The 24,194-nt window shown below is 62.7% G+C and carries 19 protein-coding genes and 3 tRNA genes; 9 read left to right on the top strand and 13 right to left on the bottom strand.

The window, feature by feature from the left end:
• Window positions 1-2: 2 nt before the first annotated feature.
• Window positions 3-1,160: a cysteine desulfurase family protein gene (locus A3M3_RS0100720; RefSeq protein WP_028264695.1), complete on the top strand. Its 1,158-nt coding sequence runs from the start codon at window positions 3-5 to the stop codon at window positions 1,158-1,160.
• 90 nt (window positions 1,161-1,250) lie between these two features.
• Here A3M3_RS0100720 and A3M3_RS0100715 read toward each other — a convergent pair whose 3' ends face one another.
• From A3M3_RS0100715 to A3M3_RS0100705, 3 genes are read right to left on the bottom strand one after another with little or no spacing between them, the layout of a single operon-like run.
• Window positions 1,251-1,742, bottom strand: a complete 492-nt coding sequence (locus tag A3M3_RS0100715; protein ID WP_028264694.1) for a GtrA family protein — start codon at window positions 1,740-1,742, stop codon at window positions 1,251-1,253.
• A 30-nt stretch (window positions 1,743-1,772) separates the two neighbouring features.
• Window positions 1,773-2,609 carry a fumarylacetoacetate hydrolase family protein gene (locus A3M3_RS0100710; RefSeq protein WP_028264693.1) on the bottom strand — a complete coding sequence of 279 codons (837 nt, stop codon included), beginning with the start codon at window positions 2,607-2,609 and terminating at the stop codon, window positions 1,773-1,775.
• A 21-nt stretch (window positions 2,610-2,630) separates the two neighbouring features.
• Window positions 2,631-3,299 carry a DUF1684 domain-containing protein gene (locus A3M3_RS0100705; protein WP_028264692.1) on the bottom strand — a complete coding sequence of 223 codons (669 nt, stop codon included), beginning with the start codon at window positions 3,297-3,299 and terminating at the stop codon, window positions 2,631-2,633.
• A gap of 132 nt (window positions 3,300-3,431) precedes the next feature.
• On the opposite strand from A3M3_RS0100705, the gene A3M3_RS0100700 reads away from it, so the two are divergent.
• Both A3M3_RS0100700 and A3M3_RS0100695 read left to right on the top strand, forming a co-directional pair.
• Window positions 3,432-4,223 (top strand): hypothetical protein, encoded by a 792-nt coding sequence (locus A3M3_RS0100700; protein WP_028264691.1) that lies wholly within the window; start codon window positions 3,432-3,434, stop codon window positions 4,221-4,223.
• Window positions 4,224-4,302: 79 nt separating this feature from the next.
• Entirely contained in the window at window positions 4,303-5,109 is an 807-nt protein-coding gene (locus tag A3M3_RS0100695; protein ID WP_028264690.1) for a transglutaminase-like domain-containing protein, read from the top strand.
• Window positions 5,110-5,157: 48 nt separating this feature from the next.
• Here A3M3_RS0100695 and A3M3_RS0100690 read toward each other — a convergent pair whose 3' ends face one another.
• The 7 genes from A3M3_RS0100690 to bcp form a co-directional block, all read right to left on the bottom strand.
• Window positions 5,158-5,622 carry a MarR family winged helix-turn-helix transcriptional regulator gene (locus A3M3_RS0100690; protein ID WP_028264689.1) on the bottom strand — a complete coding sequence of 155 codons (465 nt, stop codon included), beginning with the start codon at window positions 5,620-5,622 and terminating at the stop codon, window positions 5,158-5,160.
• Window positions 5,619-6,752: an LLM class flavin-dependent oxidoreductase gene (locus A3M3_RS0100685; RefSeq protein WP_028264688.1), complete on the bottom strand. Its 1,134-nt coding sequence runs from the start codon at window positions 6,750-6,752 to the stop codon at window positions 5,619-5,621. Before A3M3_RS0100685 ends, A3M3_RS0100690 begins: the two co-directional genes overlap by 4 nt.
• A 126-nt stretch (window positions 6,753-6,878) precedes the next feature.
• Window positions 6,879-10,118, bottom strand: coding sequence for an efflux RND transporter permease subunit (locus A3M3_RS0100680; protein ID WP_028264687.1), 3,240 nt, complete (start codon window positions 10,116-10,118; stop codon window positions 6,879-6,881).
• A 64-nt stretch (window positions 10,119-10,182) separates the two neighbouring features.
• Window positions 10,183-11,688 carry a malate:quinone oxidoreductase gene (locus tag A3M3_RS0100675; protein WP_028264686.1) on the bottom strand — a complete coding sequence of 502 codons (1,506 nt, stop codon included), beginning with the start codon at window positions 11,686-11,688 and terminating at the stop codon, window positions 10,183-10,185.
• A gap of 79 nt (window positions 11,689-11,767) precedes the next feature.
• Window positions 11,768-13,435 (bottom strand): ABC transporter substrate-binding protein, encoded by a 1,668-nt coding sequence (locus tag A3M3_RS0100670; protein ID WP_028264685.1) that lies wholly within the window; start codon window positions 13,433-13,435, stop codon window positions 11,768-11,770.
• 132 nt (window positions 13,436-13,567) lie between these two features.
• Window positions 13,568-13,649, bottom strand: a tRNA-Leu gene (locus A3M3_RS0100665).
• A 118-nt stretch (window positions 13,650-13,767) separates the two neighbouring features.
• Window positions 13,768-14,241, bottom strand: a complete 474-nt coding sequence (bcp, locus tag A3M3_RS0100660; RefSeq protein WP_028264684.1) for a thioredoxin-dependent thiol peroxidase — start codon at window positions 14,239-14,241, stop codon at window positions 13,768-13,770.
• A 114-nt stretch (window positions 14,242-14,355) separates the two neighbouring features.
• Between bcp and A3M3_RS0100655 the strand changes: the two genes are divergently transcribed.
• Entirely contained in the window at window positions 14,356-14,844 is a 489-nt protein-coding gene (locus tag A3M3_RS0100655) for a MarR family transcriptional regulator (RefSeq protein WP_028264683.1), read from the top strand.
• 87 nt (window positions 14,845-14,931) lie between these two features.
• Here A3M3_RS0100655 and A3M3_RS0100650 read toward each other — a convergent pair.
• The 3 genes from A3M3_RS0100650 to A3M3_RS0100640 form a co-directional block, all read right to left on the bottom strand.
• A tRNA-Lys gene (locus tag A3M3_RS0100650) sits at window positions 14,932-15,007 on the bottom strand.
• Window positions 15,008-15,077: 70 nt separating this feature from the next.
• Window positions 15,078-15,153 (bottom strand) — tRNA-Lys (locus tag A3M3_RS0100645).
• A gap of 358 nt (window positions 15,154-15,511) precedes the next feature.
• Entirely contained in the window at window positions 15,512-16,519 is a 1,008-nt protein-coding gene (locus A3M3_RS0100640) for a sunset domain-containing protein (RefSeq protein WP_035741160.1), read from the bottom strand.
• A 226-nt stretch (window positions 16,520-16,745) separates the two neighbouring features.
• On the opposite strand from A3M3_RS0100640, the gene ilvD reads away from it, so the two are divergent.
• From ilvD to serA, 5 genes are all read left to right on the top strand, one after another.
• On the top strand, window positions 16,746-18,467 hold the full coding sequence (gene ilvD, locus A3M3_RS0100635; RefSeq protein WP_028264681.1) for a dihydroxy-acid dehydratase: 1,722 nt from the start codon (window positions 16,746-16,748) through the stop codon (window positions 18,465-18,467).
• 408 nt (window positions 18,468-18,875) lie between these two features.
• The gene (locus A3M3_RS0100630) at window positions 18,876-20,777 is read left to right on the top strand and encodes an acetolactate synthase large subunit (protein ID WP_028264680.1); all 1,902 of its coding nucleotides are present in this window, start codon (window positions 18,876-18,878) and stop codon (window positions 20,775-20,777) included.
• Between the two features lie 2 nt (window positions 20,778-20,779).
• On the top strand, window positions 20,780-21,292 hold the full coding sequence (ilvN, locus tag A3M3_RS0100625; RefSeq protein WP_028264679.1) for an acetolactate synthase small subunit: 513 nt from the start codon (window positions 20,780-20,782) through the stop codon (window positions 21,290-21,292).
• A gap of 81 nt (window positions 21,293-21,373) precedes the next feature.
• Complete coding sequence (ilvC, locus tag A3M3_RS0100620; protein ID WP_028264678.1) at window positions 21,374-22,399, top strand: ketol-acid reductoisomerase; 1,026 nt, start codon at window positions 21,374-21,376, stop codon at window positions 22,397-22,399.
• 184 nt (window positions 22,400-22,583) lie between these two features.
• Window positions 22,584-24,179: a phosphoglycerate dehydrogenase gene (serA, locus tag A3M3_RS0100615; RefSeq protein ID WP_028264677.1), complete on the top strand. Its 1,596-nt coding sequence runs from the start codon at window positions 22,584-22,586 to the stop codon at window positions 24,177-24,179.
• Window positions 24,180-24,194 lie beyond the last annotated feature (15 nt).

The raw sequence follows: 24,194 nt of genomic DNA, 5'->3' as shown, positions 1-24,194 counted from the left end.
CCATGATCTTCCTCGACGCCGCGGCGACAACACCCGTCCGCAGGGAAGTCCTCGAAGCGATGTGGCCGTTTCTGACGGGGGAGTTCGGCAATCCCTCCAGCCATCACAGCCTCGGAGAAGCGGCTGCGAATGCGTTGTCCGGGGCCCGCGCTGCGGTAGCGAACGCACTGGGCTGCCGGCCGGGGGAGATCACCTTCACCTCCGGCGGTACCGAGGCCGACAATCTGGCGGTGAAAGGAATCGCCCTCGCCAGACGTGCGGCGGATCCTGCTCTGAATCGCGTTGTTGTCAGCGCCATTGAGCATCCCGCCGTCGAGGAATCGGCGCTCTACCTGCAACGCGTCCATGGGTTCGAGGTGGACGTGGTCCCTGTGGACCGGCGTGGCGTGGTGACGCCCGGGGCGCTTCGGGCTGCACTGGGTCCGGCGACGGCACTGGTCAGCGTTATGTATGCCAACAACGAGATCGGGACGGTTCAGCCGGTAAGGCAGCTTGCGGCGGTGGCCGCGGACCAGGGCGTGCCGTTCCACACGGACGCCGTCCAGGCTGCGGGCTGGCTGCCCATCGGTGTCAAGGAACTGGGAGTCGACGCCCTGAGCATTTCGGGCCACAAACTCGGCGCGCCCAAGGGCAGCGGCGTGCTCTATGCCAAGGGAAGGCTGCGGCTCGAGCCGTTGATCCACGGCGGCGGCCAGGAGCGGGGCAGGCGCTCGGGAACGGAAAACGTGGCGGGTGCAGTTGCGCTGGCGACGGCTTTGACGCTTGCGCATGCCGAACAGGCCCGACTCGGAGCGAGCGTCTCGGCGCTGCGGGATACCTTCATTCGAACTGTCCTTGAAAGTGTGCCCGGTGCCGTACTAACCGGCGATCCCTCGCACCGCTTGCCCTCGCTCGCGTCCTTTTGCTTCCCGGGTACAAGTGGCGAGTCCGTCTTGCTGGAGCTTGAGCGGCTTGGTGTGGTCTGTTCGAGCGGATCGGCGTGCGCCGCGGGCTCCGATGCCCCGTCGCCGGTTCTGCTTGCTTTGGGAATCGAGCCCGAGGTGGCCCAGACTGCCGTGCGCTTCAGCTTCAATTCCACGGTGACCCCCGCGGAACTGGAGCACGCCGCGGAAGCCGTGGCTGCCGCCGTCGGGAGCGTCCAGGGCCTCGGTCGCCGCTGACTGCCCCCAGCCCAACTAGCTCGCAGTTGTTGTCGTTTTGAGGGCTCATAACGACAACAACTGCGAGCCAATTGGGTAGGACGGAGCGGGTCAGACGTGGCGGGCTCGGCGGAAGATCCAGTGCCGCAGCAAGGTGAAGCGCACCCCCGTCGCGACGAATCCGGACAGCGTTGTGGTCCAGAGATCCTCGCTCAGGGTGGCTTCGGGCCGGAGCGCGTGCAGGATGCCCAGGCTCCCGCCGGTGATGACCAGGGCGACGGCGATCACGATCAGCCCGTTCACATGGTCACGGGTTCTCTTCCAGTTGCCGGTGATCTTGAAGGTCAACCGTCGGTTCAGGGCCGTGTTCATGAGCGAAGTGATGATTAGCGCAGATGCGTTAGCCAATTGGGGTCCCATCCACGGCCGGAACAGCGCGTAAAGTGCCAATGAGGTCGCAGTGCAGACGAGTCCGACGCCGGTGAAACGGATGAGCTGACGGACCACCGGATAGCGCAGAAGGCCTTTGCGGCCCTGGCTGGCGGGCGGCCTGGCGAGGGATTCCTGCCGCGGCTCGGTTCTGGGTGCGGCAGAAGAATCCATGGCTCAACCATTTCACATCAAGCTGGAGATCTACTCCCAAGATGCTGTCTTTACGGGGTTGCTGAGCTCTCCGATGCCCTCAATGCGGCACGTCACAACGTCTCCGGGTTCGATCCGGGCGCACTCCGCGGGGAAGCCTGTGAGGATCAGGTCGCCGGGGTGCAAGGTCATGAATGAGGTGAGGTACACAAGGATTTCGTCCACTTTCCAGCCGAGATCGGCGGAACTGGCCGCCCGTAATTCCCTGCCGTTGTGCACGATGCTGATCGATAGCTCGCTGTCGTCGAGGTCCGTGACGATCCACGGTCCAGCGGGAGTAAACGTGTCTTGGCTTTTCGCGCTGATCCAGAGTTCGTCGGACCGCTGCAGATCGCGTGCGGAGACATCGTTACCGATCGTGAAGCCGAGGATGGCGGTGCGCGCGTTGTCAAGCGTCAGACCCCGGACTTTGCGCCCGACGACGACGGTCAGTTCCGCTTCGGGGTCCACGTGGCCGACGTCGGAAGCGAGCTCGATGGCGTCGCCCGGTCCGATGACACTGGTGGCTGCCTTATGGAATGCCTGCGCAGGCAGGTCCCGGCCTGGTTGACCGGTGTTGTGCGCCATGCCGAAGACGTTGGCGGGAACGGACGGAGCCAGAAATGTGAAGGAATCTTCCGGGACTTCGGCGCCAGTGTGCCAACCGGGTCGATCGGCGCTGCTGCCATTTGCCGGTGAGCCCGGGAAGGGACTGTCCACCACGGTCCAGTTTCTGCCAGCCTCGGAATCGAAGTCGACGGCGTCGTTGGCTACGAAGAATTGTTCGTTCGGCGTGGCGGGGAAGAGTGGGCGGACGCGGGCGATCCGGCATGAACGTGAAGATGTCATGAAGACATCCTACGTCCTCGGTCAGGCGGGCAGGTAGAGCTCACCTACCGGGACGCCCGCGGCCAGTCGATTTGCCGGTCCGGCCAAAGGGCAGGCCCAGGCCTCGTTATACGCGCACGACGGGTTGTAGGCGAAGTTGAAGTCGAGGATGAACTCCTGTTGCCCGGATCCGCGAAGGCCGTGGAAGGCACCCTTGATGGTGTCCAACAAGTACCGGCCGGCGCCGTAGCTTCCTCCCGGTTTGCCTGCCGTCGCGTCGCGGAAGGGTACGAAGATGCCGCCGCCGTAGCTGCGGAGGCGCCACACGGCGAGCGAGCCAAGCTCGTCGAGATCGAAGGTGCCGAGACGGACAAACGGCACCACGCCGTCGGTGCCGGTCTGGACGTTCATCTCCTGGCCAGCGCCTTCCGGAGACAGGGACGCATAGCGGCGAAACCGGGGATCATAGTCCGCGGTGCGGAGGCCGGAGAAAGCCTGCTTGCTGGCGGGAGTCAATGCCGACGCCGGGTGGGTCCCGAACATGCGGTCCCGTTCCTGGCGCCAATAGACATGGGCCTCGAAAGGATCGTCGCCCGCGATCTTCCGGACGTCGTCGTACAAGGCAAACGTCCGCAAACGCCAGTCCGCGATGTCCAGGGCGGAAATTCCCGCCACACTGTCTTCGTCCTCATCAAGCTGATCGGGAGCCATGCGTCCAGCCTAGTCCTACGGCGCGGGCGGACGCCGGGCCCAACGCCGTCGGCAGCTCTGCGCGTGCGAAACGCCGTCGAAACACTGTTCCGGACGAACGGGCAGCGGCTCGGCGCCGCTAGGCTGGTGCGCATGAGAGCGAAACGGATCCCGTCGAAGGTTTCAACCGCCGTCCTGGGCGCACTCATCGTCGTTGCCGCGGCTGGCTGCAGTTCCGCGGGCAACGGCGGAGCTGCCTGGACGGCAGGGTCCAACAGCGCATCGCCGGGCGCCAGTACGGCCCCGCTGTCGGGTGCCCCCACCGCTAGCCCCTCCGCTGGCGCTACAGCTTCGCCGGGGGCAACCGCCGCGGTTTGGAAGACGTACTCGGATCCGGCCAAGAAGGTCAGCTTCGATCTGCCAAGTGACTGGATCGCGCAGTCGGTCACACCCGATCCCGGATCCCTGCCGGGCGCTTTGAAGATCGAGGTCAAGGATGCGAAGGGAGGGTATCTGGCGACCCTTCATACCGGACTGCCCCCAGCGAGCCCGGCTGATTGCAGCCCAGCCGCCAAGCGGCCCTACGTGGTGGTCAGCAGCGTGCCCATTGACCTGCCCCATGCCGACGGGGACTCCACGATTCCCCCGCGCGTGGTGTTCCGGGTGATCCAAGGCTATAAATTCTTCGGCTCGTACGGCATCACCAATCTAGTGGCCGGGACCGATAGCCAGGCCTGCCAGCTGCGGAACCTTGTGGTGGGACCCGCAGGAAAGGGAGACTACTACTTTGGGGACATGCCCGCTGTGCACGCTTTTGCCACGGATGAAGTGGTTGCGCCGGCGAAGTCCTTCGACACTTTGGACCAGGCTGCCAAGTACGTTGACCAGAGCTCGGAATTTGCCAACGTCCAGCGGATGCTACTGTCTCTGAAGGTCAATCCGTAGAACCACGATTGACACATACACTCGCTGGTGCCAACCCCGCATCTCAGCGGGTTGTCCAGCCGCAATACTCCGGAGATCCATGGAACGCAACGTTGCTGCCCAGCTCGTTTTCAAGACCGTCGCGAACACCAAGGTAGCGATGGCCATCGCCGTGGCCAGTAATCCAGGCTACGAATCTTTGACTGAAGAATTGAGCGTCACGGTCGAGGGTGCGGCAGTCCCTCTCACTGAGCTGATAGACCACCATGGTGGGCGATTCCATTACATGGAGTTCGCCGAACCCAGCGAGGTCACAGTGGACTACCGCGCCTCGGTGGAGGGTCTTGGCCTTCCCGACGAGTCCTCACGCATGGAACTCATCCGTTATGTGCGTCCCAGCCGCTATGCCGAGTCTGATCGGCTCCTTCCGACGTCGTACGCTGAGTTCGGAGGGGTGCACGGCGAAGAGCTGTTGCACGCGGTCCGGAACTGGGTCCACGGAGAGCTGCGCTACGTCAGTGGTTCCTCGCGCGGAACCGATGGGGCGGTGGAAACGCTCCTGCACCGCAAAGGAGTTTGCCGCGACTTTGCCCACTTGGCTGTTGCCCTGCTCCGTTCCAAGGACATCCCCGCGCGGCTTGCCGCAGTGTACGCCCCGGGCCTGAGCCCCATGGATTTCCACGCCGTGGCAGAAGCCCACATCGACGGAACATGGTACGTGATAGACCCCACCGGACTGGCCCCCAGGGAGTCCATGCTCCGCATCACGGCCGGGCGAGATTCCTCCGACACCGCGTTCTTGTCCACGGTGGGCGGTAGCTTGTCATTGAAAAGCATGAAAGTCACTGCGGTAGTGGCCGACGAGCTGCCGGAGGAGGATCCGGAAAAACTCGTCATCCTTCGCTAGCGGTCGCTGCGGCAGTCCCCGGCCGGCCGCAGCGAGGCCCTCCTCTGGCTATTTGCGAGCGACGAAGGCTTGCAGCTTTTCCGTCAGGCGGAGAAGCTCACGCTGTTCCTCGACCGTCAGGGCAGGGGCTACCAGCTCGGCAATATCGCGGATGTGTTCCCGGCCGATCTCCTTCTGCAGTTCCTGGCCGGCCGGGGTCAGCCCGAGGAGGATTCCGCGACCGTCGTCGGGGGCGATGCTGCGCTCCACCAGGCCGCGCTTTTCCAGCCTGTCAACCAGCCGGCTCAGACTGGATTGACTGAGCAGGACGTGGTCGTTGATCTCGTTCAGCCGCAGTTTGCCCGTGGGGCATCGGGAAAGGGTGAACAAGACGTCATATTCCTTGATGGGCAACGTCCTGAATGCTTTCCCGGCCTGGAGCCGGCGCATCACAGCCACCTGGGAGCGGAACAAGGACTCCCAGGTTTCGGCGGCGAGGCGCACTGACGAGGAGCTGGGCGTCTTGGTGCTCACGGCTTCCGCCCTGCGGTGTCACTGGCAGCATCGGCAACCGCCTCACTGGCGGAGGCGATCACGGACGCGGCCACGCGTGAGGCGTGGGTAGGGGCGTCAGGTACGTGGGCCGGCTTCCGCTCCGCGAATTCCTTGCGCAGGACCGGCAGGACTTCTTCGCCGAAGAGGTCCAGTTGCTCCAGGACGGTCTTGAGCGGCAGCCCGGCGTGATCCACCAGGAACAGCTGGCGCTGGTAATCGCCGAAGTACTCGCGGAAAGCCAGGGTCTTTTCGATGACTTCCTGCGGACTGCCGACCGTGAGGGGCGTCTGGGAGGTGAAGTCCTCGAGCGAGGGTCCGTGGCCGTAGACCGGTGCATTGTCGAAGTAGGGACGGAATTCCTTGACGGCATCCTGGGAATTCTTGCGCATGAAGAATTGTCCGCCGAGTCCGACAATCGCTTGGTCTGCCTTGCCATGGCCATAGTGCTCGTAGCGTTCGCGGTACAGGCCGATCAGCTGCTGGTAATGCTCCTTGGGCCAGAAGATGTTGTTGGCGAAGAAGCCGTCGCCATAGTATGCGGCGAGTTCCGCGATCTGGGGGCTGCGGATGGATCCGTGCCAGACGAAGGGGGCCACGCCGTCGAGCGGGCGGGGCGTGGACGTGAAGTTCTGCAGCGGGGTGCGGTACTTGCCGCTCCAATTGACGGTGTCTTCATCCCAGAGCCGGCGCAGCAGGGAGTAGTTTTCGACGGCGAGCTCGATCCCGTCTTGGATGTTCTTGCCGAACCAAGGGTAGACCGGTGCGGTATTGCCGCGGCCCATGATGAGGTCCACGCGGCCATCCGCCAGGTGCTGCAGCATGGCGAAGTCTTCGGCAATCTTCACGGGATCGTTCGTGGTGATCAGCGTGGTGGACGTGGAGAGCGTGATGCGCTCCGTCTGCGCCGCGATGTAGGCCAGAGTGGTGGTGGGGGACGATGAGAAGAAGGGCCGGTTGTGGTGCTCGCCTATCGCATAGACATCCATGCCGATTTCTTCGACCTTTTTGGCGATGGCCACGGCGGCCTTGATGCGCTCGTTCTCCGTCGGGGTGTGGCCCGTGGTTGGGTCAGTGGTGATGTCGCTGACGCTGAATACGCCGATCTCCATGATGTGCCTTTCTGCCTGCCCGGTTGGTGTTCGGGCTCTGCCAACAGTCTATCCCAAAATAGATGCATTTGCATGTATCACCGCCTACAACGGGGTAAGGCACCATTTTGTTCCCGGTATGTTGGCCTACTCGGCGGGGCCGGAGGCGGCCCGCCGCCCGGTGACGCGGGGGATCATTCCCGTGGTCCAGTCCAAGTGGTCTGCATCGCCGTGGCCTGCGACACCGTGGTCTACATCGCCGTGGCCAGCGACGTCGGGGCGTTGCCTGAGTGCCTTGAGCAGCGCCTTCTTCTCCCGCTGGCCTTCGACCAGCTTGTAGAGGACAGGTACCAGGACGAGCGTCAGCGCCGTCGAGGAGACAAGGCCGCCGATAACCACGATCGCCAGCGGCCGCGAAATGAAACCGCCGCCCCCCGTGAGGCCCAAAGCCATGGGCGTCAAAGCGAAGACGGTTGCGAGCGCAGTCATGAGGATGGGACGCAGCCGCTGCCGGGCGCCATGGGTGATAGCTTCGGCCACGCTCATTCCAGGGGTGCCACCGTGTGGTTTACGGTACTGGTTGATGAGGTCGATCAGGACAATCGCATTGGTCACCACGATCCCCACCAACATCAGCATGCCGATCAGGGCAGGAAGTCCGAGCGGCACACCGGTCACCAGGAGCAAGGCAATGGCGCCCGTGGCCGCAAAAGGCACGGACACCAACAAGATGAGTGGCTGGATGAGGGACTTGAACGCGGCCACCATGATGACGTACACGATGGCGATGGCGGCCAGGAGCGCCAGGCCGAGCTGCTGGAACGAGTCCGCCTGCTGCGTCGTCGCACCCCCGATAACGGCGGTGACGCCTGCCGGGAGCTGGACTGCTTTCAGCCGGTCAGTGACTGCCGTGCTGACGGCACCGAGGTTGGAGCCCGACGGCGTGACAGTCACCTTCGCGCTTCGCTGGCCGTCGCTGCTGGTGATGGACACTGGCGTGTCAACTTGATCCACGGAAGCGATGCTGGCCAGCGGAACCGGCCCTCCCGGCGTCGGGAGCTTGATGGCCCTGACATCGGCGATGCTGCTGAAATGCGTGCCTTCGCCGATCTGTACGGGGAAGTCCGTCGTCTCGATGCGGACAGTGCCCGCGGGGACGGGACTGACCGTGGACGCCAAGACACCGGCGACCTGCTCTTCGTTCAGTCCGGCTGCCACGGCTTTGGTGCGGTCAACCTTTACTTGGACCACGGACTGGCTGGCATCCAGGTTCGTGGCTACCTCCGAACTCCCGGGGACGCCGTCCATGGCTTTCACTACCGCATCGCTTGCGGTCTTCAGATCCGCGGAGCTCGCGGCGTTAATGGTGATGTCGACCGTGGACGAGGTGCCCAAACCACCCTGTTGGGCACCCACCGTGACCTTGCCTGCAGTCGAAGCGCCGGCGAGGCGGGACCGCACCGTATCCTGCAGCTTTTGCTGGTCAGCTTTGTCGTCCGTCACCACTGTGAACGTCGAGTTGGACGCGCCGCTCGAGGTGAGTGCGGCGAAACCCGTCTGGGCGTTGCCTGAGGTTACCTGGATGTCCTTAATGCCATCGATCCCGTGCAGGACGGATTCCACTTGCGCAGCGGCAGCGCTGGTTTGTTCGAGGCTGGTGCCCGCAGGTAGCACCTGGCGCACGGTCATGCTGTTCTGCCCGGAGTCGCCCAACAAGTCAGTGGCCAACAATGGCGACATAGCTGCTGTTCCGCCTAACACAAGGACCGCAGCGACGATCGTCATGACCGGGTGTTTCTGGGTTTTGGCAAGGATAGGCAAATAGCCGCGCTGCAGCCGGCTGCGTTGCTCGGCTTCGTGCGCGGCGGCAACCGCATCGCCGGTGCGGGAATCGTCGGCTCCCGCAGCGCCGGCGGCTGGCGACCTGAGGAACCAGTAGGCCAGTACCGGGACGATGGTGAGGGACACGAGCAACGAGGAGAGCAAAGCGATCGTCACCGTCAAGGCAAAGGGCCGGAACAATTCGCCCGCCAGGTTGCCCACAAAAGCGATCGGCAGGAAGACGGCAACCGTGGTCAGCGTGGATGCCGTGATGGCCCCGGCAACTTCCCGGATGGAATTGAGGATCGCCGCGAGCTTGTGCTCTCCGTAACTGAGGTGCCGCTTGATGTTCTCAATCACGACGATCGAGTCGTCCACCACCCGGCCTATCGCAATGGTCAAAGCGCCGAGGGTGAGGATGTTGAGCGAGTAGTGGGTCGCTGATATTCCGATGAACGTGATCAGCAGCGACAAGGGAATCGATACTGCTGTCACCAGCGTGGAGCGCACCGACATGAGGAACACCAAGATGACTGCCACGGCGAAGCCGAGTCCAAGAAGGCCCTCCGTGGTGAGGTCCTTGATGGACTTCTCGATGTACGGTGCCTGGTCGAATACCGGAGTGAAATGCGCATTGGCGCCGAGTTCTGCCTCCATCTGGGCGATGGAATCCTTGACGGCGTGCGAAATGGCAACGGTATCGCCGTCGGGCTTCTTCGTGATGGACAGGGCCAGCGTCGGCTTCCCGTTGGTCCGGGTAATCGAGGTTGCGGCGTCGTCCTGGATGCTCACGTCGGCAACGGTGCTGATTGTGGTTCCGGCCTTCGCGCCGGTGAGCGGCAAGCCCTTGACGACGTCGAGGGAGTCCACCGGGCTGCCGATTTGAAGGGAAAGCGTCTTGCCCTTGTCCTCAATGGTTCCAGCCGGGACCAGCGTCCCGTTGTTCTTCAGGGCATTCGTCAGCGACTGGACCGTGGCGCCGCTCGCGGCCATGGCCTGGACATTGGGTTGGATCAGGATGTGCTGCGTAGCGCCACCGGTCACGTCAGCGCTCCGCACGCCGTCGAGCTTTTGGAGTCGGGGAACACTAAGCCGCTGCAAGTCCGTGTTCAACTCACTTAGCGGCTTGTCCGACGACACGGCCAAGTACACGATCGGGAAGTCGCTGATGCTTCCCGCGAAGGACTGCGGCTCGACGTCGGCCGGCAGGACACGTTTGGCGTTGGAGATGGCGCGATCGATTTGATTGCGTGCCCGGTCCAGGTTCGAACCGTAGGTGAACACCATGGTGATCTGCGAGACGCCGTTCCGCGATGTCGACGTGGTTGATTCGAGGCCCTCGACACTGTTCAACGCCGTCTCCAGGGGGCGGCTGAGTTGCTTGTCGACAACTTCCGGAGACGCGCCCGGCATGGCCGTGATCACCGAAATCTGCGGGAACTCGATCGAGGGGATAAGTTCCTGCTTGAGCGAGGACATCGTGATCACGCCGAACACCGCAGCGAAAACGGTGATCAGCGCGATCAACGCCCTGTTCGCCAGTGAAAGCTTTGCCAGACGGAACATCGCATTGTCTCCCGGGGTCTACGGTCTGTTTCGTATCGCGAACCGGCCGTAGCCTGGACGGTTCCTAATGCTGAACGGCGTCCGCAGCCTCAAGTTGCAGCGAACGGGCAGTACTGGCTTCCAGCTCGGCGGCGAGTTCCGGATTTTCGTTCAGCCTGACCCCGTACCCTGGCATCATTTCCTTGAGCTTGGACTGCCAGCCCTTGAAATTCTTCGGGAAGGACCGCTGAAGCATCTCGATCATGATGGGGACGGCGGTGGAGGCTCCGGGGGAGGCACCGAGCAGTGCGCCGATTGAACCGTCGCGAGCCGTGATGACTTCCGTGCCGAACTGCAGCACGCCGCCCTTCTTGGAGTCCTTCTTGATGATCTGGACGCGCTGGCCCGCGGTGATCAGTTCCCAGTTGCCGCCGTCGGCCTGGGGGTAGTACTCGCGGAGTGACTCCACCTTGGCGTCGTGGCGCTTGGCCACTTCCTTGATCAAGTAAGCGGTCAAGTCCATGTTGTCCTTGGCCACGGCCAACATCGGGATGATGTTGCCCGGGCGGATGGATAGCGGCAGGTCCAAGTAGCTGCTGGTCTTCAGGAAGTTGGTGGAGAAACCGGCGTACGGGCCAAAAAGCAGGGAACGCTTGCCGTCAACGTAGCGGGTGTCCAGGTGGGGCACGGACATGGGCGGGGCGCCCACCGAAGCCTGGCCATACACCTTGGCGCTGTGCTGGCGGGCGATTGCCTCGTCGGTGCAGCGGAAAAATTGCCCGGATACGGGGAAACCGCCGTAGCCCTTGCTTTCCGGGATTCCCGAGGCCTGCAGCAGATGCAGCGCTCCGCCGCCGGCGCCGACAAAGACGAACTTGGCGTGGATCTGGCCATGTTCGCCGGAGGCGGGGTACTTGAGGGAAAGGTCCCAGCCGCCGTCGGACGCTTTGCGGATGTTGGTGACGTTGTGGCCATAGTTGACTTCAACGCCGTTGCCGGCGAGGTAGCCGGTAAGTTCGCGGGTCAAGGCGCCGAAGTCGACGTCGGTGCCTTCCGCTGCGCGGGTGGCGGCAACGCGCTGCTTGGCGTCGCGCCCCTTGACGATCAGCGGAGCCCACTTGGCGATCTGGGCTTGGTCTTCCGTGTATTCCATGCTGCGGAAGAGTGTGTTGGGCTTGAGGGCCTCGTAGCGGTTCTTGAGGAAGTCCGCGTGCTTGTCGCCGATGACGAAGCTCATGTGTGGAACGGTGTTGATGAAACCCTTGGGGGAGCCGATCAACTTGTTGTCCACCAGATGGGACCAGAACTGCCGGGAAAGCTGGAATTGCTCGTTGATATGGAGGGCCTTGGACGGGTCAACAGAGCCGTCTTTTGCTGCGGGCGAGTAATTAAGCTCACACAGCGCGGCGTGTCCGGTTCCCGCGTTGTTCCACGGTCCGGAGCTTTCCAGGCCGGCTTCGTCGAGCCGCTCAAAGAGGGAGATGGTCCAGTTGGGTTCGAGCTGCTTGATGAACGCACCCAAGGTGGCGCTCATGATCCCGCCCCCAATAAGGACGACGTCAGCGTGGTGTGTCTTGGAAATGAAGGTCACGATCAATCTCCGATAGCGGCGGCACTGGCTGTCACAGAATATCCCCGCGTGGGCCCATAACTGAAATTGCGGCGGGCCGTCAAGACTTCAGACGAACGTTTGTAAAAACTTCGTTTAAGACAGGCGACGCGGGGTACTTTTCAACACGGTCGGACAGGGCCAAAGCCGAAATGGGGAAGGCGATCGGGACTGCCGGGACAGTGGCAGCGATCTGGGCGTTGATGGTCTGGTACTGCGAATTGCGGTCCGAGCCGTCGGGGAGCCCCCGTGCACGGTCGATTTTTGAAAAGACCTGCGGATCGCTGTAGCCGAACTCGCCGTTGTTTTCACCGAAAAGGGTGCCAACGAAGTTGTCCGGGTCCGAGTAGGCGCCATTCCAGCCGAGCAAATGAAGTGCATGGTCCCCCGGGGATTGGACCTTCTGGAGGTAGCCGTCATCCCAGTTCACAGGCACTGGCTTGATGTTCAGCCCGATGGCCGTGAGTTCTGCGCTGATCTCCGCGTAGATCTTCTCCGGAGTGGGAAGGTAGGCGCGGGTGACGTTGAGCGGGTAGTAGAACTTGAGTTCCTCGCCTTTGTAGCCGGATTTGGCGAGCAGCTCCTTGGCCTTGCCGGGGTCATATCCCAAGGACGGGGCGTTGTTGTTGAAGCCGCTCAGCTTGGGTGGGACGAATTGAGACGCCGGAGACGTGTTGTCGATGAAGAACTTGTGGATGATGGTGTCCTTGTCGATGGCCATCTCTATGGCCTGGCGCACGCCAAGGTTCTGAAGGGGCGCCACGGACTCGTTCATGCCGAGGTACATCACGGAGAACGGGTCCCGTTGGACGATTTGCATCCCCTTCTTGACCAGTTGATCGAAGGTACCGGCGGTGACGAGGTCGTATCCGTCGATGGTGCCGGCAAGCAGGGCTTGGAGGCGGGCCTGCGGATAATCGAAGGGAATGAAATTGACCGTGGCTATCTCTCCACGGTCGCCCCAGTATCCCTTGTAGCTAGTGAGTGTGATCCGGTCTGCGGTCCACGAAGAGAAGGCGTAAGGACCTGTACCCACCGGGTGGGAAGCATAGGACGACGCCGGCTGCCCTCCCAGCTTTTTGTCCAGGAGGTTGGCATTGCCTTCAGCCAAGGCTTTTGGGGAAGACATGGCGAAAGCAGGCAGGGTCAGGGCTTGAAGGAAGCCGGTGAAGGGCTTGCTCAGGTTGATTTGGACGTGGTCGCCAGAGACAACCTTGCAGTTTTTGAAGATTGACAGCGATGGCTCGTCCGAGAAGGACTTGAAGACACTCTTGAAGGGGATCCCCGGTGCCTGCTGGCGAAGAGTTGCCGGGAAGTTGAACCAACGATTGAAGTTGCTGCACACGGCGGCTGCGTCAAAGGCGGTTCCGTCCTGGAAGGTGACCTTTGACCGCAGCGTGAAGTCGTAGCTGAGTCCGTCATTCCCTTGCGACCACCCTGTGGCCAGCAGCGGAGTTGGCTGGCCGGTGGAGGCGTCGACTCCCACAAGGCCTTCCATCACTTGCCGGGTGACGCGATACGACTCCGAGTCGTTCGTCAGGGCAGGGTCGAGTCCCAGGGGCATCGACGGAGTGCCGAAGTTGAAGGTCTTGCTCGGCTCCGCCTGGGTGCCGCTTCCGGCCGATGTTGACGGAGCAGGTCCTGGATTGGCTGTGCACGAGGCCAAAGCCACGGCCAGAAGGCCTGCGCCGATTTGGAGCGTAACTCGGCGAAGCTTGCTGCTTACCACTCTTGTCCCCTCAAGGCAGTCGGACGGGCTGGGGCCCTCGGCAGCCGGGCCGCGGGCCAGTCTAGTTCAGGGCCCTGAGTCCTGGCTGAAAACGGGAAGTGCCCCGATCAAGGACCGGGACACTTCCCTGTGTGCGCAAGGGGGGACTTGAACCCCCACGCCCGAAGGCACAGGAACCTAAATCCTGCGTGTCTGCCAATTTCACCACTCGCGCCGGCATCGGTGCGTTGGCCTGGAAGCAGAGTTCGTGCTCCGGGCCATATACCGGCCTCTATTGTACCCGCGGTTAGCCCCCGGCTGTCCCAGCCCGGAACGACGCCGCGCAGAGGGAACTACTTGTTGAGCTTTAGGTCCCTGAGGAGCTTTCCGACATGGCCGGTAGCACGCACGTTGTACTGCGCCACCGCCACCTTGCCATCGGGGTCGACAACGATGGTTGAGCGGATCAGCCCTTGGTACGTGCGGCCGTAGTTCTTCTTTTCACCCCACGCCGCATACGCGTCGGCCACGTGGTGCCCTTCGTCCGACAGGAGGGGAAACGTCAGTGATTCCTCGGCCGCGAACTTTTCCAGATCCTTCACCGGGTCCGGAGAGACCCCAAGGACCTCGTAACCGGCAGCCTGCAGGACTGCAAGGGAGTCGCGGAAATCACAAGCCTGTTGTGCACATGCCGGGGTGGATGCCGCCGGGTAGAAGTAGATGACTGTATTGCGGCCACGATAAGAGGCCAGGGCGACCTCGTGGCCATGATGGTCCTTCAGGGTGAAATCGGGGGCAGTATCACCCGGAATAAGTCGTTCGGCCAAGATGTGCTCCTTATTGCGTTTTCGTCCGCGCCCACTCAGCATAATGACGAGCTGTCCGCTTCCCGAATTGAATCCGGGCGCAAGCTGTTCATTGCGGTCGATATACTGGCCCTTATGCCTGATATGGAACGGTGGCCCACCGGGCGCCTGCTGTCCACAGCGGCGCGGCTCGTGGAGCACGCCTGGAACGAGAAACTGCGCGGTATGGGGCTGACTCACGCCGGAGTCATTGTCATGGAAGTCCTTGCCGTAAAGGGACCCACCACCCAATCCATGCTCGCCCAGATTATTCGCGTGCAGGCGCAGACGATGGGCAAGACGCTCACCAGGTTGGAGGCCCACGGCCATATCAGCCGCACGCGCAGCATCTCGGACCGTCGAAGCCAAGTGGTCAGCCTGACCGAAGCGGGGGAGCGTACACTCGGGCTCGCCACGCAATTGGAAGGTGAAGTGCTTGCGCCTGTTCCGGTGGATACGGCCAAGCTGCGGCGGGAACTCCAGGCTTTGGTGCGTGAGCTGGCAAACAGTGATTCCTCGGCCGTTGTACATGACATTGTCGCAGCCGCGGAATCAGTCGGAGCGCCCGGGGAAGTCTCCAACTGAGCTTTGGCTCGCTCGTTCATCCGGTGCGGAGCCGGCCGAACGACAAAGATCCCTGGAGGGCGTTTCGCCGTCCAGGGATCTTCCTTTTGGTGCACCCCCCGGGACTTGAACCCGGAACCCATTGATTAAGAGTCAATTGCTCTGCCAATTGAGCTAGAGGTGCAATTGTTTGTTGCTCACGACGCAAAGAAATAACCCTTGGGCGGCTAGTGCCGCCCAAGGGTCCTTCCTTTTGGTGCACCCCCCGGGACTTGAACCCGGAACCCATTGATTAAGAGTCAATTGCTCTGCCAATTGAGCTAGAGGTGCATCTGTTGAATTCAATCAGCTGAAGGCTTTTCTTCCCTCGTTGATCTCCGCAACGACATGTAACTCTACACGACACTTGCCGAAGTGTGAAATCGACTTGAACCCCTCGGCCGCCCTTGGCCGGGAGGCTTCAGGAGCGGCGCGAAATCAGGGTTTTTGTTGTTGCTCCGGACCCGCAGGGTGCCGTCCGGCTCCATGCCGCTCGGTGAGAAATCCGCCGTCGTGGGTTGGGGCTTTGGGAATGCCGGGGAAGGTGACGTCGGGCGTGCGGAGGCTCAACCGCCCGTCCGCGGTCCCGGCAGCCCATCTTCACCTGCGGGCACGACGCCGGGAAAATCGCAGACCGTCATAGCTCCGATTAGCGCCGGTTCCTCCGCGGCGGCCGGAAACCGGCTGCTTCGGCGTGGGCACTCGAAACGAACCAGACCTCGGCCTTGACCTCGTCGTAGGAGGGACTGTCCTCATCGTGGTAGGTCATGGTGTCGGCGTTTCCCTTGACGGTATAGCCATCAGGTCCGCTTCCATCCGCGGCGGCAGCAGCCGAGCCCTCACCATACGGCTGCTCGGCGGCAAGATGCCCGCCCAGCGGAACCGCGTCAGTGGATTCCGGAGCAGCGTCGACAGTTTCCGCCGCGGCGGATTCCGCACCTGGAAGCGTTGGTGCATGCGGGTCCGTGTACTCGTGGTGGTGGATCGGCGCGCCAGCACCTCCCTGGGCGCCGCCTTCGCTCCATGTGACTTCCCATTCGGCCCTATCTGCCAGCTGCTCGGGGGTGGCTGGTTGAGGTGTTTCCGATCCGGTGCCCGGCGCAAGGCGACTCGCTGGGGACGCGGGACCGGAAGGTCCCGCGTCGGCCGGCGTGACGTCGTCGGCTGTCACGCCGCCTTCGGGCTCCGGTTCGGGAGCGCCTTGTCCGGGGGCTTCTTGTTCGGGGGCTTCTTGTTCGGGGGCTTCTTCCTCGGACAGCACGGGCTCTGCAAGCGTGGGCTCGTCGAAAATCGGCTCCCCGGGAACGCTTCCGGCAGCTGGTGACTCTGGCGGGGTGTCCATCCCGGATGCGTGGGGTGGGACAGGGTGCTCCCAGTCGTCGACGTCGCCCGGTTCAGAGTCGCCCGGTTCAGAGTCGCCCGGTTCAGATGCGGGTTCGGTGGCGAGTTTCGATTCGGACGCCGGCACGGTTTCGGGCTCTCGTGCCGCCGTGCGTTCCTCGGCCAAGTCTTGTCCGGCGGTTGGTGACGAGGCGGCTTGCGACGGCGCGGACCCTGCCGCGCCGCTCGAAGAAGACTTCGCGCTGTTGCGGCTCAAGAGCCACCAGACAACCGCGACGATCAACACAATGACGATAACCCAGATCAACCAATCCATGGGAGGAGCCCTTCTGTTCGAGTGGCACAGGTGTCGTGATTTGACGTTACGTCCGCGCCACGGGGCTGTCTAGCACGGGCAATCGATTCGAGGCGTCCCGGCAGATTTCATGCATTGGGATGGCTGTCCACTATTTGCATGAAATATTGGATGAATTAGCACTGAATTTGCCTCCACCCGCCCGCCGTGCTCGTGGCCACAACTCAAGAGTCATAGACTCGTGCCCATGAGTGAGCACACCCCCATTGCGTCAGACAGCCAGCCGGACATCAAGCCACGTAGCCGGGTGGTAACGGATGGCATTCATGCCGCTCCCGCGCGAGGCATGTTCCGGGCCGTAGGCATGGGCGATGCTGACTTCGCCAAGCCCCAGATCGGTGTCGCGAGTTCGTGGAACGAAATTACGCCGTGCAACCTCTCGCTGAACCGCCTCGCCCAGGGCGCCAAGGAAGGCGTTCACGCCGGCGGCGGGTTTCCGATGCAGTTCGGCACTATTTCCGTGTCGGACGGCATTTCCATGGGACACGAGGGCATGCACTTCTCCCTGGTTTCGCGCGAAGTCATTGCCGACTCCGTCGAGACCGTCATGCAGGCCGAACGCATCGACGGCTCCGTTTTGCTGGCCGGTTGTGACAAGTCCCTTCCGGGCATGCTCATGGCTGCCGCCCGCCTGGACCTGGCCAGTGTCTTCCTGTACGCCGGTTCCATCATGCCCGGATGGGTCAAACTCGAGGACGGCTCAGAGAAGGAAGTCACCCTCATTGACGCCTTCGAAGCCGTGGGTGCGTGCGCTGCCGGCAAGATGAGCAAGGGCGACCTGGACCGCATCGAACGCGCAATTTGCCCGGGCGAGGGTGCCTGCGGCGGCATGTACACGGCCAACACCATGGCGTGCATCGGCGAAGCGCTCGGCATGTCCCTCCCGGGCTCTGCAGCCCCGCCCTCGGCAGACCGCCGTCGTGATGATTTTGCCCGCAGGTCCGGGGAGGCAGTGGTCAACCTGCTCCGCCTCGGCATCACCGCGAGGGACATCATGACCAAGAAGGCGTTCGAGAACGCCATCGCCGTCACGATGGCCTTCGGCGGGTCCACCAACGCGGTCCTGCACCTGCTCGCGATCGCCCGCGAAGCCGAGGTCGAACTGACCCTGGATGACTTCAACCGCATCGGCGACAAGATCCCGCACCTGGGTGACCTCAAGCCCTTCGGCCGCTATGTGATGACCGATGTCGACCGGATCGGCGGCGTGCCGGTCATCATGAAGGCACTGCTCGACGCCGGACTGCTGCACGGGGACTGCCTGACCGTCACGGGCAAGACCCTCGCGGAGAACCTGGCCTCCATCAACCCGCCGGACCTGGACGGCAAGATTCTGCGCGCCCTGGACAACCCGATCCACAAGACCGGCGGCATCACCATCCTGCACGGCTCCATGGCCCCGGAAGGCGCCGTCGTCAAGAGCGCAGGCTTCGACGCCGACGTCTTCGAAGGCACGGCCCGCGTGTTCGAACGCGAACAAGGTGCGCTCGACGCCCTGGACAAGGGCCAGATCATGGCCGGGGACGTCGTCGTGATCCGCTACGAAGGACCCAAGGGCGGCCCGGGCATGCGTGAGATGCTCGCCATCACCGGCGCCATCAAGGGCGCGGGCCTGGGCAAGGACGTGCTCCTGCTCACCGATGGCCGCTTCTCCGGCGGCACCACCGGGCTGTGCATCGGGCACGTTGCGCCTGAAGCTGCCGACGGCGGACCCATCGCCTTCGTCAAGGACGGCGACAAAATCCGCGTGGACATCGCCGCACGCTCCTTTGACCTCCTGGTCGACGACGCCGAACTCGAGTCCCGCAAGACCGGCTGGGAACCCCTCCCGGCCAAGTTCACCAAGGGAGTCCTCGCCAAATACGCCAAACTCGTCCACAGCGCCTCCACGGGCGCCTACTGCGGGTAACAATCCTGATAGCGCCCGTTGCCCAACTAACTCGCACTTGTTGTCGTTTTGAGCCCTCAGAACGACAACAAGTGCGAGTTAGTTGGGCGGAGGGCAGCGTAGGGTCCGGCAGGCGGACATCAAGGTCCAAATAGTGAGATAGGGTGTTACTCAATTGACACGAATCTCACTCAGAGGGAACACTGAACGCATGATCACATTCGTTACTGTCGGCGTCGTCGTACTTACCAAGCGCGTGGCCCTGTAGCCCGACTGGTAACGAACCGTCACGCGCAACCCCTCGAAGAGCCGCAAGGCTGAGGGGTTTTTTTATTTCCCGCTGGGGAGAGCGCACCAAGCACCAACCCGCATGAACGCAGTACCAAGCAGTACCTTTCACTAATTGAAGATCCCCAAAGGAAGAGTCCGATGAGCAAAGGATCGCCGATCAGCCCCTCGCTGATGGCTGCAAAGTCCGCTGGAGCCCCCAAAGCTCCGGAAAAGGTCGACCGTCCGGCTGACGCCGTCGTCGACAATGCTGCAACTCCCTCTCCTGTACTCGGGCCGAACAACGTTGTACCCCCAACGGTGATGACCGGCTCGGAAGCTATTGTCCGCTCGCTCGAAGAACTCGGCGTGGACGATATTTTTGGTTTGCCCGGTGGCGCGATCCTCCCCACCTATGACCCTTTGATGGCCTCCAAGATGAATCACATCCTGGTCCGTCACGAACAGGGAGCCGGCCACGCAGCCCAAGGCTATGCCATGGTTACCGGGCGGGTTGGCGTCTGTATCGCCACCTCGGGACCCGGTGCCACCAACCTCGTTACCGCCATCATGGATGCCCACATGGACTCCGTGCCCATCGTTGCCATCACGGGTCAGGTCTCGGCCTCCGTCATTGGTACGGATGCCTTCCAGGAAGCAGACATCGTCGGCATCACCATGCCGATCACCAAGCACTCCTTCCTGGTGACGGATCCCAACGATATTCCGCATGTCATGGCCGAGGCTTTCCACCTTGCAAGCACCGGGCGTCCCGGTCCCGTATTGGTGGACATAGCCAAGAACGCCCAGCAGGGCACCATGACCTTCTCATGGCCCCCCAAGATCGACCTGCCGGGCTACCGTCCGGTGCTCCGCGGCCACAACAAGCAAGTGCGCGAGGCCGCCCGGCTTATCGCTGCGGCCAGCAAGCCCGTGCTCTACGTAGGCGGTGGTGTGGTCAAGGCGCATGCTTCGGCCGAGCTCCGCGAACTCGCAGAGCTCACCGGCGCCCCCGTGGTCACTACCCTCATGGCCCGCGGTGCGTTCCCGGATTCCCATCCCCAGCACGTCGGTATGCCGGGCATGCACGGCACGGTCTCTGCGGTCACCGCACTTCAGCAGTCCGATCTGCTGATCACCCTCGGTGCGCGCTTCGATGACCGGGTGACGGGTGTCCTCAGTACCTTCGCTCCGTACGCCAAGATCATCCACGCCGACATCGACCCCGCGGAGATTTCCAAGAACCGCCTGGCCGACGTTCCGATCGTGGGATCTGTCAAGGAGATCATTCCGGAACTGACCGAGGCCGTCAGGACAGCTTTCGAACAGTCCGGCACCCCGGACCTCGAAAGCTGGTGGGCGTTCCTCAACAACCTCCGCGATACCTACCCACTGGGTTGGACCGAACCGGAAGACGGACTGAGTGCTCCGCAGCGGGTTATTGAGCGCATCGGGGCGCTCACGGGCCCCGAAGGCATCTACGTTGCCGGTGTCGGCCAGCACCAGATGTGGGCCGCCCAATTCATCAAGTACGAGCGTCCCCATGCCTGGCTCAACTCCGGCGGCGCCGGCACCATGGGCTATGCCGTGCCGGCAGCCATGGGCGCCAAGGTCGGGGAACCCGACCGCGTGGTCTGGGCGATCGACGGCGACGGCTGCTTCCAGATGACCAACCAGGAACTTGCCACCTGCGCCATCAACAAGATTCCCATCAAGGTCGCCATCATCAACAACTCTTCGTTGGGCATGGTGCGGCAGTGGCAGACCCTTTTCTATGAAGGCCGCTACTCCAACACCGACCTGAACACCGGCCACGACACCGTCCGTATCCCGGACTTCGTCAAGCTGGCAGACGCGTACGGCTGCGCCGCGTTCCGCTGCGAACGGGACGAGGATATCGACGCCACCATCCAGAAGGCCCTGGAAATCAATGACCGCCCGGTGGTCATCGACTTCGTGGTCAGCCCGAACTCCATGGTGTGGCCGATGGTCCCGTCCGGAGTCTCCAACGACCAGATTCAGGTTGCCCGCAACATGACCCCGGAATGGGAAGAGGAGGACTAACCATGAGCCGCCACACATTGTCCGTTCTGGTCGAAGACAAGCCCGGAGTGCTGACCCGCGTGGCCAGCCTTTTCGCCCGGCGCGCCTTCAACATCAACTCCCTGGCTGTCGGCCCCACCGAGGTCTCCGGGATTTCCCGGATGACGGTCGTCGTCGACGCCGATGGCGACCTTATCGAGCAGGTCACCAAACAGCTCAACAAATTGATCAACGTGATCAAGATTGTCGAGCTGACCTCAGAATCTTCCGTGCAACGTGACCACATCCTGGTCAAGGTACGTGCGGATGCCGCGACACGCCTGCAGGTCACCCAAGCTGCAGACTTGTTCCGTGCCTCAGTGGTAGACGTTTCCACAGACTCGGTGGTCATTGAGGCAACCGGTACCCCGGAAAAGCTCGCAGCGCTGCTTTCAGTGCTTGAGCCGTTCGGCATCCGCGAAATAGTGCAGTCCGGCACCTTGGCCGTTGGGCGGGGATCCCGCTCCATGAGTGACAGGGCTCTGCGGAGCGCTTAGGCACTGTCCTATGTACTGCGTAGTAGCCCGATACCGAACCACAGACAATATCTACAAAACCACTCAAGAGGAGTTACGCAAGTGACTGAAATGTTCTACGACGACGATGCTGACCTGTCGATCATCCAGGGTCGCAAGGTTGCCATTGTCGGCTATGGTTCCCAGGGCCACGCCCACGCGCTGAACCTCCGCGACTCCGGCGTCGAGGTTGTCATCGCGCTCAAGGAAGGCTCGAAGTCGATCGCCAAGGCCGAGGATGCCGGCTTCACCGTCAAGAACGTCGCGGACGCCGCCGAATGGGCCGACGTCATCATGATCCTGGCACCGGACCAGCACCAGCGCGCGATCTACAACGACTCCATCAAGGACAAGCTCACCGCCGGTAAGGCCCTTGCCTTCGCCCACGGGTTCAACATCCGCTTCGGCTACATCAAGGCACCCGAGGGCGTTGATGTCATCCTGATCGCTCCGAAGGCTCCGGGCCACACCGTGCGCCGCGAGTTCGAAGCCGGCCGCGGCATCCCGGACATCATCGCCGTCGAGCAGGATGCTTCCGGTTCCGCTTGGGAGCTGGCCAAGTCCTACGCGAAGGCAATCGGCGGCACCCGCGCCGGCGTCATCAAGACCACGTTCACCGAAGAGACCGAAACCGACCTCTTCGGCGAGCAGGCCGTCCTTTGCGGCGGTGTCTCCCAGCTGATCCAGTACGGCTTCGAGACCCTGACCGAAGCCGGCTACCAGCCGGAGATCGCCTACTTCGAGGTGCTCCACGAGCTCAAGCTCATCGTTGACCTTATGTGGGAAGGCGGCATCGCCAAGCAGCGCTGGAGCGTTTCCGATACCGCAGAGTACGGCGACTACGTTTCCGGCCCGCGCGTTATCGACCCCCACGTCAAGGAAAACATGGCCGGCGTCCTCGCCGACATCCAGTCCGGCGCTTTCGCCAAGCGCTTCATCGACGACCAGGACAACGGTGCCGTCGAGTTCAAGGCGCTGCGTGCCAAGGCTGAGCAGCACCCGATCGAGGGCGTTGGCCGTGAGCTGCGTTCGCTGTTCTCCTGGCAGCAGCAGGACGAGGACTACGTCGAAGGCTCTGCAGCCCGCTAATCAAGGCAACCGTTGAAGCCGCGGCAGGAGCCGTAGCAATTCAACACAGAACGCCGTTCGGGATAGGCTCGGAATGAAGCCGCCCGGCATGGAGGCCGGACCCGGTATACCGGGTCCGGCCTTCGTCGTCAAAGAATCGTTTCACCAAAACCCCACCTGAAAAAGAGAGCTAAAGAGGTCACCGGTGACAAGCACCAAGCCAGTAGTACTCCTCGCTGAGGAACTTTCCCCCGCCACGATCGAGGCCCTTGGTCCGGACTTCGAGATCCGCCAGACCGACGGCGCGGACCGCTCCCAGCTGCTCTCCGCAATCGTCGACGTCGACGCCATCCTCGTGCGCTCCGCCACCCAGGTGGACGCCGAGGCCATTGCCGCAGCCAAGAACCTCAAGATCATCGCGCGTGCCGGCGTCGGTCTGGACAACGTGGACATCAAGGCCGCCACCCAGGCTGGAGTCATGGTGGTCAACGCTCCGACGTCGAACATCGTGTCCGCGGCCGAACTCACGGTAGGGCACATCCTCAGCCTTGCACGCCACATCCCGCAGGCCAGTTCCGCCCTCAAGGGCGGCGAATGGAAGCGGTCCAAGTACACGGGTATCGAACTCTTCGAAAAGAAGATCGGCATCATCGGCCTGGGACGCATCGGCGCCCTCGTGGCCGCACGCCTGCAGGGCTTCGAGACCGAGATCCTCGCGTACGACCCTTACATCACCTCCGCACGTGCGGCGCAGCTCGGCGTCAAGCTTGTCACCCTCGATGAGCTGCTGGAGAGGTCGGACTTCATTACGATCCACATGCCCAAGACCCCGGAAACCGTGGGGATGCTGGGCGCGGATGCCTTCAAGAAGATGAAGGAGACGGCCTACGTGGTCAATGTTGCCCGTGGTGGCCTGATCGACGAGGAAGCGCTTCACGAAGCCCTGGAAGACGGCCAGATCGCCGGAGCCGGCATCGATGTCTTCGTCAAGGAGCCGAGCACCGACCTCCCGTTCTTCGGCATGGATAACGTCATCGTGACGCCCCACCTGGGCGCGTCCACGGATGAAGCCCAGGAAAAGGCCGGCGTCTCTGTGGCGAAGTCCGTGCGCCTCGCCCTCGCCGGTGAACTTGTGCCGGATGCAGTCAACGTTGCCGGTGGCGTGATCGCTTCCGACGTGCGTCCCGGAATCCCGCTGATCGAAAAGCTCGGGCGGATCTTCACGGCCCTGACCCATGCATCCCTGACGCAGATCGACGTCGAGGTCGCGGGCGAAATCGCCAGCCTCGATGTGAAGGTCCTTGAGCTTGCCGCGCTCAAGGGTGTGTTTGCCGACGTCGTGACCGAGCAGGTCTCCTATGTCAACGCACCCGTCATCGCCGAGCAGCGCGGCATCAACACCCGACTGATCACGACGTCGGAAGCCGAGGACTACCGCAACGTCCTGACCATCCGCGGGGCGCTCAGCGACGGCTCCCAGATTTCCGTCGCCGGCACCCTCACCGGACCCAAGCAGGTCCAGAAGCTGGTCGGCGTCAATGGCTACGACGTCGAGATCCCGATCAGCGAGCACCTGGTGGTTGTTTCCTACGCGGACCGTCCTGGTGTCATCGGCACCATCGGCCACATCCTGGGCATGAACAACATCAATATCGGTGGCATGCAAGTGGCCCGCCAGAGCGAAGGCGGGCAGGTCCTTGCGCTGCTGACGATCGATAGCTCGGTGCCGCAGCAGGTCCTTGAAGCAATCAAGGCCGGCATCGGCGCGGACATGGTTCGCGAAGTGGACCTGGAGGACTAGAATCCGAACCGTTTG

The organism is Arthrobacter sp. MA-N2, from assembly GCF_000517125.1.
GTDB classification, from domain to species: Bacteria; Actinomycetota; Actinomycetes; order Actinomycetales; family Micrococcaceae; genus Arthrobacter; species Arthrobacter methylotrophus.
The sequence above is the reverse complement of the archived record's forward strand: the minus strand, read 5'-3'. Positions and strand labels throughout refer to the sequence as shown.

Coding starts and splice junctions, on each gene's coding strand:
- A3M3_RS0100655 (WP_028264683.1), top strand. CDS start 14,356: ATGCCTGATATGGAACGGTGGCCCACCGGGCGCCTGCTGTCCACAGCG.
- A3M3_RS0100720 (WP_028264695.1), top strand. CDS start 3: ATGATCTTCCTCGACGCCGCGGCGACAACACCCGTCCGCAGGGAAGTC.
- ilvD (WP_028264681.1), top strand. CDS start 16,746: ATGAGTGAGCACACCCCCATTGCGTCAGACAGCCAGCCGGACATCAAG.
- A3M3_RS0100710 (WP_028264693.1), bottom strand. CDS start 2,609: ATGACATCTTCACGTTCATGCCGGATCGCCCGCGTCCGCCCACTCTTC.
- A3M3_RS0100700 (WP_028264691.1), top strand. CDS start 3,432: ATGAGAGCGAAACGGATCCCGTCGAAGGTTTCAACCGCCGTCCTGGGC.
- A3M3_RS0100715 (WP_028264694.1), bottom strand. CDS start 1,742: ATGGATTCTTCTGCCGCACCCAGAACCGAGCCGCGGCAGGAATCCCTC.
- ilvN (WP_028264679.1), top strand. CDS start 20,780: ATGAGCCGCCACACATTGTCCGTTCTGGTCGAAGACAAGCCCGGAGTG.
- A3M3_RS0100705 (WP_028264692.1), bottom strand. CDS start 3,299: ATGGCTCCCGATCAGCTTGATGAGGACGAAGACAGTGTGGCGGGAATT.
- A3M3_RS0100685 (WP_028264688.1), bottom strand. CDS start 6,752: ATGGAGATCGGCGTATTCAGCGTCAGCGACATCACCACTGACCCAACC.
- A3M3_RS0100695 (WP_028264690.1), top strand. CDS start 4,303: ATGGAACGCAACGTTGCTGCCCAGCTCGTTTTCAAGACCGTCGCGAAC.
- A3M3_RS0100640 (WP_035741160.1), bottom strand. CDS start 16,519: ATGGATTGGTTGATCTGGGTTATCGTCATTGTGTTGATCGTCGCGGTT.
- A3M3_RS0100630 (WP_028264680.1), top strand. CDS start 18,876: ATGAGCAAAGGATCGCCGATCAGCCCCTCGCTGATGGCTGCAAAGTCC.
- A3M3_RS0100680 (WP_028264687.1), bottom strand. CDS start 10,118: ATGTTCCGTCTGGCAAAGCTTTCACTGGCGAACAGGGCGTTGATCGCG.